Annotated in this window: 10 protein-coding genes and 1 riboswitch; all 10 genes read left to right on the forward strand. The window is 31.6% G+C overall.

The window, feature by feature from the left end; all coding sequences use genetic code 11:
• The first annotated feature begins 58 nt into the window (after positions 1–58).
• A complete protein-coding gene (locus tag LPC11_RS05665) occupies positions 59–769 on the forward strand; it encodes a response regulator transcription factor (protein WP_023372860.1) in 711 nt (236 codons plus the stop codon).
• Positions 769–2,463 carry a two-component system histidine kinase PnpS gene (pnpS, locus tag LPC11_RS05670; protein WP_041613587.1) on the forward strand — a complete coding sequence of 565 codons (1,695 nt, stop codon included), beginning with the start codon at positions 769–771 and terminating at the stop codon, positions 2,461–2,463. The genes LPC11_RS05665 and pnpS overlap by 1 nt, the downstream gene beginning before the upstream one ends.
• Positions 2,464–2,618: 155 nt before the next feature.
• A complete protein-coding gene (gene polA / locus LPC11_RS05675) occupies positions 2,619–5,249 on the forward strand; it encodes a DNA polymerase I (protein WP_231307381.1) in 2,631 nt (876 codons plus the stop codon).
• Positions 5,250–5,263: 14 nt separating this feature from the next.
• Positions 5,264–6,136: a bifunctional DNA-formamidopyrimidine glycosylase/DNA-(apurinic or apyrimidinic site) lyase gene (mutM, locus tag LPC11_RS05680; RefSeq protein WP_023372855.1), complete on the forward strand. Its 873-nt coding sequence runs from the start codon at positions 5,264–5,266 to the stop codon at positions 6,134–6,136.
• Between the two features lie 15 nt (positions 6,137–6,151).
• Positions 6,152–6,754, forward strand: coding sequence for a dephospho-CoA kinase (coaE, locus tag LPC11_RS05685; protein WP_023372853.1), 603 nt, complete (start codon positions 6,152–6,154; stop codon positions 6,752–6,754).
• 265 nt (positions 6,755–7,019) lie between these two features.
• Complete coding sequence (gap, locus tag LPC11_RS05690) at positions 7,020–8,045, forward strand: type I glyceraldehyde-3-phosphate dehydrogenase (RefSeq protein ID WP_023372851.1); 1,026 nt, start codon at positions 7,020–7,022, stop codon at positions 8,043–8,045.
• Between the two features lie 290 nt (positions 8,046–8,335).
• A complete protein-coding gene (nrdR, locus tag LPC11_RS05695) occupies positions 8,336–8,806 on the forward strand; it encodes a transcriptional regulator NrdR (RefSeq protein ID WP_002451763.1) in 471 nt (156 codons plus the stop codon).
• A complete protein-coding gene (locus LPC11_RS05700) occupies positions 8,807–10,189 on the forward strand; it encodes a replicative helicase loading/DNA remodeling protein DnaB (RefSeq protein ID WP_231307382.1) in 1,383 nt (460 codons plus the stop codon).
• Positions 10,190–11,110, forward strand: coding sequence for a primosomal protein DnaI (gene dnaI, locus LPC11_RS05705; protein ID WP_023372847.1), 921 nt, complete (start codon positions 10,190–10,192; stop codon positions 11,108–11,110). It abuts the gene before it with no gap.
• 370 nt (positions 11,111–11,480) lie between these two features.
• Entirely contained in the window at positions 11,481–13,418 is a 1,938-nt protein-coding gene (gene thrS / locus LPC11_RS05710; protein WP_023372845.1) for a threonine--tRNA ligase, read from the forward strand.
• 49 nt (positions 13,419–13,467) lie between these two features.
• Positions 13,468–13,641, forward strand: a riboswitch (Lysine riboswitch).
• Positions 13,642–13,662: the final 21 nt, after the last annotated feature.

Genomic DNA, 13,662 nt, shown 5'->3' on the forward strand with positions numbered 1-13,662 from the left:
TATTTGTATTTAAACATCAGTTATAATAAACATGTAATCTAAATGGGGGAGGCACATCATGTCACAAAAAGTATTAGTCGTTGACGATGAACAATCGATCGTTACGTTACTTAAATATAATTTAGAAACAGCTGGATACATAGTAGAAGTAGCCTATGACGGTGAAGAAGCACTACAAAAGGTTGAATCGTCTCAACCAGATTTAATTGTATTAGACGTCATGTTACCAAAAAAAGATGGTATTGAGGTTTGTAAAACAATTAGATCTGATAAAAATTTAGTACCTATTCTTATGCTAACAGCTAAGGATGATGAATTTGATAGGGTATTAGGTTTGGAACTGGGTGCTGATGACTATATGACTAAACCTTTCTCACCTAGAGAAGTCGTGGCAAGAGTAAAAGCAATATTAAGACGTTCACAATTTGTAAATGAAGTTGAGCAAAATGAGACGGATGATGAGGATATTATTATTGATTCAATTCGTATTCGTCCTGAATTTTTCGAAGTATATAAAGATGATGAGTTATTAGAACTCACACCAAAAGAATTTGAATTATTACTTTATCTTATTGAACGACAAGGTCGTGTCATTACAAGAGAACATATGTTAAATTCTGTATGGAATTATGAGTTCGCTGGTGATTCTCGTATCGTTGATGTCCATATTAGTCATTTGAGAGACAAATTAGAAGAAAACCCTAAACAACCTAAATTGATTAAAACTGTAAGAGGATTAGGCTATAAATTGGAGCGTCCTAAAAGTTAATGTTGAAATTTCATCATCGTCTTTTAATATTAATTAGTACCATTACGATTATTAGTTTTATAGGTTTAGGTGCTATTGTCCACAACATGATTTATCAAACATTAACACAAAATCAAACTAAAGAACTCGAAAAAGAAGCACGCAATTATGTTAGTTTATATAACGATAATAAAAAAAGTGAAATTAAAAATATTGCAAATAATCAAGAAAATATCATCGTTATCAAGAAAAATGATAAATTGATATATACGACAAATAAAGAAGAAAAAATAGATAAACGCATAGATAATGAAGCTAATCCTTCACAATTAATTCATAAAAATACAAAACTTGGTTTGAAGTATACGTTCAAAAGTCAAATTGATGATAAAACGGTATACATAAGTGGCATTAATGATGAAATATTAGACTTGCAAAAAGAAATGTGGAAGTACCTATCAATTGTAGGTGTGATTGTATTAATTACAGTTTACCTAGCTAGTAGAAGTATCAATCGTACATATATTAGACCTATAAATGAAGTGACATATGCTACGTCGTTACTGGCAGATGGGTATTATCATGTTCGTGTACCTGAAAGTAATGTCAAAGAAACTAAGGCTTTGTTTGTAACGACAAATGAGCTTGCAAGACGTTTACAAAAATTAAATAACAGACAAAAAATCCAATCCAATAGATTAAAAACGACATTGGAAAATATACCAAGTTCAGTACTAATGATTGATAAGCATGGTGAAATTGTCGTGGCAAACTCGGCATATTACGAAGTATTTAGTCCTGACCAAAGTGTAGAAAATAAAAGTTATATTGGTTTTATAAATGATAAAATTGAAAAATTAATCATGGAAAGTTTTAGAACTGAGAAAGTGATTTATGAACAGATTGAAGTGGATATTAATAATGTTCACACAAAATATTTTGATGTATCATGTGTACCGATTCTTTCTAAATCGAAGAAAAAGCTACAAGGTATGGTTGTCGTACTACATGATATTACTAATTTGCAAAAATTAGAAAATCTACGTCGAGAATTTGTAGCAAACGTATCTCATGAACTTAAAACACCAATTACATCAATTAAAGGATTCGCGGAAACATTGATTGAAGGTGCAAAAAATGATGAAGAATCACTTAATATGTTCTTAAATATTATTCTGAAAGAATCAAACAGAATCGAATCACTTGTGATGGACTTACTTGATTTATCGCATATTGAACAACAAAACGAAATTGCAACAAGTTATATGAATTTATCTGAATTAGCTTATACAACAATAGATAATTTACAAAATCAAGCTCAGAATAAAAATATAACAATTGAATCTAAAATTGAACGGGACGTTATTTTCAAAGCAAATGAAGATAAAATTGCTCAAGTTATTACGAATTTATTATCCAATGCTATTAATTATTCGACTAATGATAATAAAGTCATAGTAAGTGTGTATCGCCAAGGTAAAAAAGTAAACTTAGAAATTCAAGACTTTGGTATAGGAATTAGTGCTGAGGAACAGAAACATATTTTTGAAAGATTTTATCGAGTTGATAAAGCACGAAGTAGAGATTCCGGCGGTACTGGATTAGGATTATCGATTACTAAGCACATTGTTGAAGCACATAATGGAAGAATTAGCGTAGATAGTCGTTTAAATGAAGGTTCGACCTTTAAAGTGACGTTTATCGATGAAGATTAAAAATATTAAGAACCACACCCTATAATGATTGAATTCACATAGGTATGTGGTTCTTATTTTAGTTATATGAATTATGAGACAATGGTACTTAATGTTTAATGAGCATACACTGTTTATGCTAAAATATATTTAAATATGTGCTGGAGGTTTATAACGTGAATAAATTAGTATTAATTGATGGTAATAGTTTAAGTTTTAGAGCATTCTATGCTTTGCCATTACTTTCAAATAAGGCAGGCATACATACAAATGCAGTATATGGCTTTGCAATGTTACTAGAGAAAATTCTTAAAGAAGAACAACCTAATCACTTTTTAGTGGCGTTTGATGCAGGTAAAACAACTTTCAGACATTCTAAATATAGTGAATATAAAGGTGGGAGACAAAAGACACCGCCAGAGTTAAGTGAACAATTTCCATATATTCGTCAATTATTAGATGCATATCACATAAAAAGATATGAATTAGAAAATTATGAAGCAGATGATATTATTGGTACTTTGAGTAGAGAAGCTGACAAAGCAGGATTTGAAACTATCATTATTACAGGTGATAGAGATTTAACGCAACTTGCAACTGATCATGTCACAATTTACTATACTAAAAAAGGTGTAACAGATGTAGATCATTATACACCTGACTTTATCGCAGAAAAATATAATGGATTAACACCAAATCAAATTATTGATATGAAAGGGTTAATGGGCGACACATCAGATAATATACCTGGCGTAGCTGGCGTAGGTGAAAAAACAGCGATTAAATTACTAAATCAATTCAATACTGTAGAAGGCGTTTATGACAATATAGATAGTGTTTCAGGTAAAAAACTTAAAGAAAAGCTTGAAAATAGTAAAGATGATGCTTTAATGAGTAAAGATTTAGCTACTATTAATGTTGAAAGTCCAATAGAAGTTAAATTAGAAGATACTAAAATGGATGAGCATTTAGATGAAACTGAAAAAATTGAGCTCTTTAAAAAATTAGAGTTTAATCAATTATTAGCAGAAATAGATTCAGTAGAGGCAACCCAAGAACAAAAAGATAAGACTTTTGAAATTGAGTCGAATTTTAATCACATTAATTTTTCTGATTTAGATGAGGCAACCATTCATTTTGAACTAGAAGATAGTAATTATTTAAAAGACAATATTTTAAAGTTTGGACTATATACTGGCGAACATCATGTTGTAATTAATACAGATGAGATTAAGCAATTTTCAGATTTAGTCTATTGGTTAGAAAACCCAGATACAGCGAAAACTGTTTATGATGCTAAGAAAACTTATGTTGTTGCACATAGACTTGATATCGATATTCAAAACATCCAGTTTGATGTGATGTTGTCTAGTTATATTATCGATCCATCAAGAACGATTGACGATGTGAATTCAGTTGTTTCTTTATATGGACAACATTATGTGCAAGATAACGTGGCTATTTATGGTAAGGGTAAAAAGCATCATGTGCCAGAAGATGGGATCCTAAATAAGCATGTTGCATCAATAATTGAAGCGGTAAGTCAATCAAAAGCTGAAATGCAAAAACAGTTGAAAGAATATAACCAAGAATCATTATTAGCAGATTTAGAACTACCGTTAGCTGAAATATTAAGTGAGATGGAAGAAATTGGAATCTATACTGATGTTAAAGATTTACAACAAATGGAGAAAGAGATTCAAGAAAAGCTAGATGTTTTAATTAAAAATATTCACGAAGCTGCCGGTGAAGAATTTAACATCAATTCTCCAAAACAACTTGGCGTAGTGTTGTTTGAAACACTAGAATTACCTGTAATTAAAAAAACAAAAACGGGCTATTCTACTGCTGTTGATGTATTGGAACAGTTACAAGGCCAACACCCAATTATTGATTATATTTTAGAATATCGCCAATTATCAAAATTACAATCTACTTATGTAGAAGGATTACAAAAAGTAATTAGTGATGATCATCGTATTCATACACGTTTTAATCAAACATTAGCGCAAACTGGTCGCTTATCAAGTATTGATCCTAATTTACAAAATATACCTATTCGTCTAGAAGAAGGTAGGAAAATTAGAAAAGCATTTAAACCGACATCATCTGATAGTGTTATTTTAAGTGCCGATTATTCTCAAATTGAATTAAGAGTTTTAGCTCATATTACTCAAGATGAAAGTATGAAAGAAGCATTTATTAATGGGCATGATATTCACACAGCGACTGCAATGAAGGTTTTCGATGTAGAAGCGGACGAAGTTGATAGTTTAATGCGTAGACAAGCGAAAGCAGTTAACTTTGGAATTGTGTATGGCATAAGTGATTATGGATTGAGCCAAAGTTTAGGAATTACACGTAAAAAGGCGAAAGCATTTATTGATGATTATTTAGATAGTTTTCCAGGCGTCAAACAATATATGTCAGATATTGTGAAAGATGCTAAAGCACAAGGTTTTGTAGAAACATTATTACATCGTCGTAGATATATTCCAGATATTACAAGTCGTAATTTTAATTTAAGAAGTTTTGCAGAAAGAACAGCAATGAATACGCCAATTCAAGGTAGTGCGGCAGATATTATCAAATTGGCTATGGTGCAATTCAATGAAGAAGTACAACATACTGAATATCACGCGAAACTATTATTGCAAGTTCACGATGAATTAATCTTTGAAGTTCCAAAAGATGAAGTAGAAGCGTTTAGTAAGTTTGTAGAAGAAATTATGGAGTCTGCACTAGCATTAGATGTGCCACTAAAAGTTGACTCAAGTTACGGTGCGACGTGGTATGATGCAAAATAAAGGAAGGTTTGAATATGCCGGAATTACCAGAAGTAGAACATGTTAAAAGAGGAATTGAACCATATGCCGTAAATACTACGATTAATAAAATAACTTTTTCTGAAAATGTAAAAAAAGGTAAAGAAGATGGACGAGAGACGATTATCAAAGGAATGACACTCGAAAGTTTTCAACGCCTAACAGAAGGTTATACAATTACCAAAATTGAGCGAAGAAGTAAATATATTGTATTTTATATTAATCGTGATGAAGAACAACGTATTTTAATTAGTCATCTAGGTATGGCAGGTGGTTTCTTCGTAGTTGACCATTTAGAACAAATTAATGTGCCTAATTATCGTAAGCATTGGCAAGTTATTTTTGAATTAGACAATGGTAAAAAATTAATTTATTCAGATATTCGTCGCTTTGGGGAAATTAGAAATGTGAGTAGCTTTGACTCATATCCTTCATTTTTGAGCATAGCTCCGGAACCCTTTGACGAAGAAGCACTGCAACATTTTTTAGATTGTACGAATAAAAAGAATTATGCTAAAAAACCGATTAAACAAGTGATTTTAGATCATAAAGTTATATCTGGCTGTGGAAACATTTATGCATGTGAAGCGCTATTTAGAGCCGGTATTTTACCCAGTCGACTAACACAAGATTTATCACATCAAGAAAAAGAAATGGTATTTTATCATGTTCGATCTGTATTAAATGAGGGTATTAAATACGGAGGAACGAGCATTTCCGATTATCGTCATGCTGATGGCAAAACAGGTGAAATGCAGTTACATCTGAATGTATATAAACAAAAATATTGCAAGGTATGTGGGCATTCAATTGAAACTCAAGTCATCGCATCTAGAAATAGTCACTATTGCCCGACTTGTCAGAAATAAAGGAAGCGTGAAAATATGTCAAAAGTAATAGGACTTACTGGTGGTATCGCATCAGGTAAATCAACTGTATCTGAATTATTAACTGCATTTGGTTTTAAAGTAGTAGATGCTGATACAGCTGCAAGAGATGCAGTTGCTAAAGGAACACCAGGTATAGAGAAAGTAAGAGAAGTTTTTGGCGATGAAGCTATAGATGAAAATGGCGAGATGGACAGAAAATATATGGGTGAATTAGTATTTAATAATCCAGGTGAACGTATTAAGTTAAATGAAATTGTCCATCCAATAGTTAGAGAAATAATGGAACAAAAGAAGCAACAATTTTTAAATGAAGGCCATAACGTGATTATGGATATACCACTTTTATTTGAAAATGAATTGCAGGATACTGTTGATGAAGTATGGCTTGTTTACACATCAGAAAGTATTCAAATCGATCGTTTAATGGAAAGAAATGATTTAACTCAAGAAGAAGCGAAAGCAAGAGTTTATAGCCAAATATCTATTGATAAGAAAAGTAGAATGGCAGACCATGTGATTGATAATCTCGGTGATAAACTAGAACTAAAGCAAAATTTAGAAAGGTTGCTTAGTGAAAAAGGTTTTATCGAGAAATAATTCAAAAAGAGAATTTTTATTAAACCTGAGACATTGTTGAATGCCTCAGGTTTTTTGTCATATATATACCTAACTGCTTAAGAACCATTTCAAATTTATAATTTCGATAATCTTTAGTTCATTGTTATTTAATAACTAATACTTATTAAGTTTGATTAAAATTTGTATTTGTAAAGTTTTGGTAAACGCTTTCAAAAGTAATTTATTATGTTATACTAATGCCATAAAGTATAACATATAAATAAATGGTCAAGGGGTGCTTTAAATGACAACGAATATAGCAATTAACGGTATGGGTAGAATAGGTAGAATGGTATTAAGAATTGCTTTGAAAAATGAAAACTTAAATGTAAAGGCAATTAATGCAAGTTACCCTCCAGAAACAATTGCGCATCTTATTAATTATGATACAACTCATGGTAAGTACGATGAAAAAGTAGAAGCTATTGAAAATGGCATTCGTTATAAAAACCAAGATATCAAATTAGTTTCTGATAGAAATCCTGAAAACTTACCTTGGAAAGAACTTGATATAGATGTTGTCATCGAAGCAACTGGTAAATTCAATCATGGTGATAAAGCTATTGCACATATCAACGCAGGTGCAAAAAAAGTATTATTAACAGGTCCATCTAAAGGTGGCCATGTTCAAATGATTGTGAAAGGTGTCAATGATGATAAATTAGATGTTAATGAATTCGATATTTTCAGTAATGCATCATGTACAACTAACTGTATTGGCCCAGTTGCTAAAGTATTAAATGACGAATTTGGAATCGTGAACGGTCTAATGACTACAGTACACGCAATTACAAATGACCAAAAGAATATTGATAACCCACATAAAGATTTACGTAGAGCACGTTCATGTAACGAAAGTATTATACCGACATCTACAGGTGCAGCTAAAGCATTAAAAGAAGTGCTACCTGAAGTAGAGGGTAAATTACATGGAATGGCACTAAGAGTACCAACTAAAAACGTTTCACTTGTAGACTTAGTTGTAGATTTAGAACAAAATGTAACAGTTGATCAAATTAATGATGCATTCAAAAATGCAAATTTAGATGGTGTATTGGATGTAGAAAGTGAACCACTTGTTTCAGTAGATTTTAATACAAATCCTAATTCTGCGGTAATTGATGCACAATCTACAATGGTTATGGGTGATAATAAAGTTAAAGTTATCGCTTGGTATGATAATGAATGGGGATATTCAAATAGAGTTGTCGAAGTAGCAGAACAAATTGGCAAGTTGATAGAATCTCATAAAGCAGTAGAAGCTGTGTAAAAATAACTTTTAAGTGACTGTCAGTCTAATCTTTATTGTAAAAGATTAGATTGGCAGTTTTTCTTTGTTCAATATAAGTGAAAATGTCAAATTTAAATAGAAATAAAATGAAGAAAAAATTTGATTTAAGCATCATTTTTGAAAATGTCACATTTTTTATTTAGGTTGTTATATTTAATGATATAAAATAGTTTACACTTTTAGACATATAATTTAAAAGGCGCTTTCTTTTGTAACGTGTGAATTTATAGTATAATTGAGCATAATCTAAATAGAAAAGGGTGACAATCATGAAATGCCCAAAATGTAATTCAACACATTCAAGAGTAGTAGATTCACGTCATGCAGAAGATGCGAACGCGATTCGTCGAAGAAGAGAATGTGAAAATTGTGGTACTAGATTTACAACATTTGAACATATAGAAGTGAGTCCATTAATAGTAGTGAAAAAAGATGGAACTAGAGAACAATTTTTAAGAGAAAAAATCTTGAATGGACTAGTTAGATCATGTGAAAAACGTCCGGTAAGATATCAACAACTAGAGGATATAACAAATAAAGTGGAGTGGCAATTAAGAGATGAGGGGCATACTGAAATCTCATCTAGAGAAATTGGAGAACATGTGATGAACTTATTAATGCATGTAGACCAAGTTTCTTATGTTCGCTTTGCCTCAGTATATAAAGAGTTTAAAGATATTGATCAGCTGTTAGCCTCAATGCAAGGTATTCTGAATGATAATAAACGGAGTGATTTATAAATGGGGTTAAATTCCTTTGAATTAGGTTTAAGACCACAAGATAGTTTTGAAGTGATTCAAGATTTTCATTTAAATTCACAGCATCTTGAAATACTAAATCGACTGTTTACACCTTTAATTGGGACTCAAGCAATTGGTTTATATCATTTTATGCACCAATTTTCTAATGATATTGAGCAACCACTAACCCATTATGTCATTATGAATGAACTTAAAGAAAATTTAATCGACTTTAGAAATCAAATGGATTTATTAGAAGCTATTGGTTTGATGAAATCATTTGTAAAACATGACGAACAACAAACACATTTTATATATCAATTGATTCAGCCTCCGTCACCATCCCAATTTTTCAATGATCCTATGTTATCTGTATTTTTATATAGTGAAGTTGATAAAAAAAGATATCAGGTTCTAAAGAAACATTTTGAACAAACTGTTAGAGACTTATCGCAATATCAACAAACAACCAGAAAGTTTACAGATGTCTTTAAAGTACCTAATAGAATTTTAGATATCGATACACAAAATATACCTAAAGCGAGTGACTATCAAGGATTGGATTTATCTAATGAATCTTTTGATTTTGATATGTTGAAACAGATGTTACATAACCATTTCATCTCAAATGAAATAGTGACAAAGGATGCTAAAAGTCTAATTGTTCAACTCGCAACTTTATATGGTTTAACGGCTGATGCGATGAAACATATTATATTGAATTCAATTACAAGTGCGCAGCAATTATCTTTTGAAGAGATGCGTAAACAGGCACGTTCTTATTATTTAATAGAACATGAAAATCAATTACCTAAGTTAGAATTGAATAAAAACATTAAACCAAGTGACATTTCGACCCAGAATAATGAAATTCCTGATCCTGAAAATGACACGGAACAGTGGCTTCAATTGTTGGAACAGACGAGTCCGATTGATATGTTAGCATCATGGTCTGAGTCAGAACCAACTTTATCTCAAAAGAATATGATTGAAGAATTAATTCATAGAGAAAAAATGAACTTCGGGGTTATTAATATTTTATTACAATTTGTTATGCTCAAAGAAGATATGAAATTACCGAAGTCTTATATTTTTGAAATTGCTTCGAATTGGAAAAAGAAAGGTATAACAACAGCTAAGCAGGCTTATGAATATGCTTTGAAAGTTAATCAACCTAAACCATCATATGAACATAAATCGCAATCATATCAAGGTTATAACCGTAAAAGTAAATTGGTTTCTAGGGAAAAAACGCCCAAATGGTTAGAAGAAAGAGATAATCCAAATGCTACAGACCTTTCAAAAGATGAAAAAGACGAGCAATTTGAAAGGGATAGACAAGCATTCTTAGAACAATTAAATAAAGATTGGGAGGAGGATTAGATGGAAAGCTTTAAGAATATTGTAGGTTCAAATAAAGATTTCGAAAAGAGAATTGCCAAAATACGTCAGCAGGTTATTAATGACCCTGATGTGAAACAATTTTTAAATGAACACCAATCAGAACTAACTAATGCCATGATTGATGAAGACTTAAACGTCCTTCAAGAATATAAAGATCAACAAAAGCACTATGATGGGCATAATTTTAATGAGTGTCCTAATTTTGTTAAAGGTCATGTGCCAGAATTATATATTGAAAATGATCGCATTAAAATTCGCTATTTACCGTGTCCGTGTAAAGTAAAATATGATGAAGAAAGACTTAATTCTCAATTGATTACATCGCATCATATGCAGAGAGATACTTTAAATGCAAAAATTAAAGATATTTATACTACTGGACGAAACCGTTTGGATATTGCAATGCAAGTTAATGATATATGCAAAAAGTTAATTAATGGTGAAAATGTCAAAGGGTTATATCTTCATGGACCTTTTGGCACTGGAAAGTCCTTTATTTTAGGTGCTATAGCAAATCAACTTAAAGCTAAGAAAGTGCCATCTACAATAGTTTATCTTCCCGAATATATTCGCACACTTAAAGGTGGGTTTAAAGATGGTAGTTATGAAAGAAAATTACAAAGAATTCGAGAAGCCAATATATTAATGTTAGATGATATTGGTGCAGAAGAAGTAACACCGTGGGTTAGGGATGAAGTTATTGGGCCATTATTGCATTACAGAATGGTTCATGAATTACCCACTTTCTTTACTTCAAATTTAAGTTATGATGAATTAGAACATCATTTATCAATGACACGTGAAGGCGCTGAAAAAACAAAAGCGGCTCGAATTATTGAACGTATTAAAACATTATCCACACCTTATTACTTGAAAGGTGAAAACTTTAGAAATAATTGATATTTTCATAAAATGTTGTATAATAGAATCAAATCTAAATCGTTGAAACTGTTGAAGACATGATAATTTAATCACTGTTACACAGAAAGCCGTTGATTGATGAGAATACGGTTAATAAATTAAATTATTACTACTTTAATGCATGGTATTTGTAATGAATACTCGGCTCAAGACCGTTATCTTATGTAGAGAAGTCGTTAAAATAGCTTATTTTTATAAATGAGTAAGGTTTTAACGCTTAACTAGGGTGGTACCGCGACAATCTCGTCCCTGATTTAGGGGCGGGATTTTTTTATTTTCTCTACACTTTTACATTGATTTTTATTCAATAAGTCAACGATATGATTTTTATAATTTAGGAGGTTATAGTATGGATCAAATTAATATTCAATTTCCAGATGGTAATTCAAAGGCATTTGATAAAGGCACTACTACTGAAGATATAGCACAATCAATTAGTCCAGGGCTACGTAAAAAAGCCGTAGCAGGTAAATTTAACGGACAAATGGTAGATCTAACACGACCATTAGAAGAAGATGGTGATATTGAAATCGTTACACCAGGTAGTGATGAGGCATTAGAAGTATTACGTCATTCAACTGCGCATTTGATGGCTCAAGCATTAAAACGTTTATACGGGGATGTTAAATTTGGTGTGGGTCCTGTCATTGAAGGCGGCTTCTACTATGATTTTGATGCTGAAGAGAAAATTTCATCAGATGACTTTGAAAAAATTGAAAAAACAATGAAAAAAATTGTTGATGAGAATCATAAAATCGAAAGAAAAGTAGTTACTAGGGATGAAGCTAAAGCATTCTTCAAAGATGATCCATACAAATTAGAATTAATTGATGCAATACCTGAAGATGAAAATGTGACTTTATATTCACAAGGGGAATTCACTGATTTATGTAGAGGTGTTCATGTACCATCTACGTCCAAAATAAAAGAATTTAAATTATTATCAACAGCTGGTGCATACTGGCGTGGAGATAGTAATAATAAGATGTTACAACGTATATACGGTACTGCATTCTTTGATAAAAAAGATTTAAAAGCGCATTTAGAAATGTTGGAAGAACGTAAAGAACGTGATCACCGTAAAATCGGTAAAGATTTAGAGTTGTTTGCTAATAGTCAACTTGTTGGTGCTGGTTTACCTTTATGGTTACCTAATGGTGCTACTATTCGTCGTGAAATTGAACGTTATATTGTGGATAAAGAAGTAAGTATGGGTTATGACCACGTTTATACACCAGTTTTAGCGAATGTTGATTTATATAAAACATCAGGTCATTGGGATCACTATCAAGAGGACATGTTCCCGACTATGAAATTAGATGAGACAGAAGAAATGGTATTACGTCCAATGAACTGTCCGCACCATATGATGGTTTATAACAATAAGCCTCATTCTTATAGAGAATTACCAATACGTATTGCCGAATTAGGTACTATGCACAGATATGAAGCTAGTGGGGCTGTATCCGGACTACAACGTGTAAGAGGTATGACTTTAAATGACTCACATATCTTTGTTAGACCTGATCAAATTAAAGAAGAATTCAAACGTGTAGTTAATATGATTCAAGATGTATATAAAGATTTCGGATTCGAAGACTATCGCTTCAGATTAAGTTATAGAGATCCAGAAGATAAAGAAAAGTATTTTGATGATGATGAAATGTGGAATAAAGCTGAGAACATGATTAAAGAAGCGGCAGATGAATTAGGATTATCATACGAAGAAGCTATCGGTGAAGCAGCATTTTACGGTCCTAAATTAGATGTTCAAGTTAAAACAGCTATGGGTAAAGAAGAAACATTATCTACAGCACAATTAGACTTCTTATTACCAGAGCGATTTGAATTAACGTATATCGGTCAAGATGGTGAGCAACATAGACCAGTAGTGATACACCGTGGAGTTGTATCTACAATGGAACGATTTGTGGCATTCTTGACTGAAGAAACTAAAGGTGCATTCCCAACTTGGTTAGCACCAAAACAAGTTGAAATTATTCCAGTTAATTTAGATTTACATTATGATTATGCAAAATCAATACAAGATGAATTAAAATCTCAAGGCGTACGTGTTGAAATCGATGATCGTAATGAAAAAATGGGTTATAAAATCCGTGAAGCTCAAATGCAAAAAATCCCATACCAAATAGTGGTAGGAGATAAAGAAGTAGAAAACAGTGAAGTAAATGTACGTAAATATGGTTCACAAGACCAAGAGACATTAGAAAAAGATGAATTTATCTGGAATTTAGTAGATGAAATCCGTTTGAAAAAGCATAGATAAGCTTGAAATTTAAATGGAGTTCATGTATATTACAAGTTAGTTAAAAAAAAGTTGAGTTAGAGGTTGCAATATTAAAGAGTCGCTTGTCAGAAGTCTTATGGGACGTATGTTGAACAAGTTAAAGGTAATATTGCCGAAACAAATGATAACCATAATTATGATTTGTTGGGACAGTTGTCGAAAGAAACTGTACTGTCACAGAATGTGATGTGCTACCTTATATAGATAAAAGCAAAGTGGTTGC

It is taken from the genome of Staphylococcus sp. HL28 (assembly GCF_021117155.1).
GTDB classification, from domain to species: Bacteria; Bacillota; Bacilli; order Staphylococcales; family Staphylococcaceae; genus Staphylococcus; species Staphylococcus warneri.

Bases quoted from the DNA above. Each gene is read 5' to 3' on its own strand.
- LPC11_RS05665 (WP_023372860.1), top strand. From the start codon at position 59: ATGTCACAAAAAGTATTAGTCGTTGACGATGAACAATCGATCGTTACG.
- pnpS (WP_041613587.1), top strand. From the start codon at position 769: ATGTTGAAATTTCATCATCGTCTTTTAATATTAATTAGTACCATTACG.
- mutM (WP_023372855.1), top strand. From the start codon at position 5,264: ATGCCGGAATTACCAGAAGTAGAACATGTTAAAAGAGGAATTGAACCA.
- coaE (WP_023372853.1), top strand. From the start codon at position 6,152: ATGTCAAAAGTAATAGGACTTACTGGTGGTATCGCATCAGGTAAATCA.
- gap (WP_023372851.1), top strand. From the start codon at position 7,020: ATGACAACGAATATAGCAATTAACGGTATGGGTAGAATAGGTAGAATG.
- nrdR (WP_002451763.1), top strand. From the start codon at position 8,336: ATGAAATGCCCAAAATGTAATTCAACACATTCAAGAGTAGTAGATTCA.
- LPC11_RS05700 (WP_231307382.1), top strand. From the start codon at position 8,807: ATGGGGTTAAATTCCTTTGAATTAGGTTTAAGACCACAAGATAGTTTT.
- dnaI (WP_023372847.1), top strand. From the start codon at position 10,190: ATGGAAAGCTTTAAGAATATTGTAGGTTCAAATAAAGATTTCGAAAAG.
- thrS (WP_023372845.1), top strand. From the start codon at position 11,481: ATGGATCAAATTAATATTCAATTTCCAGATGGTAATTCAAAGGCATTT.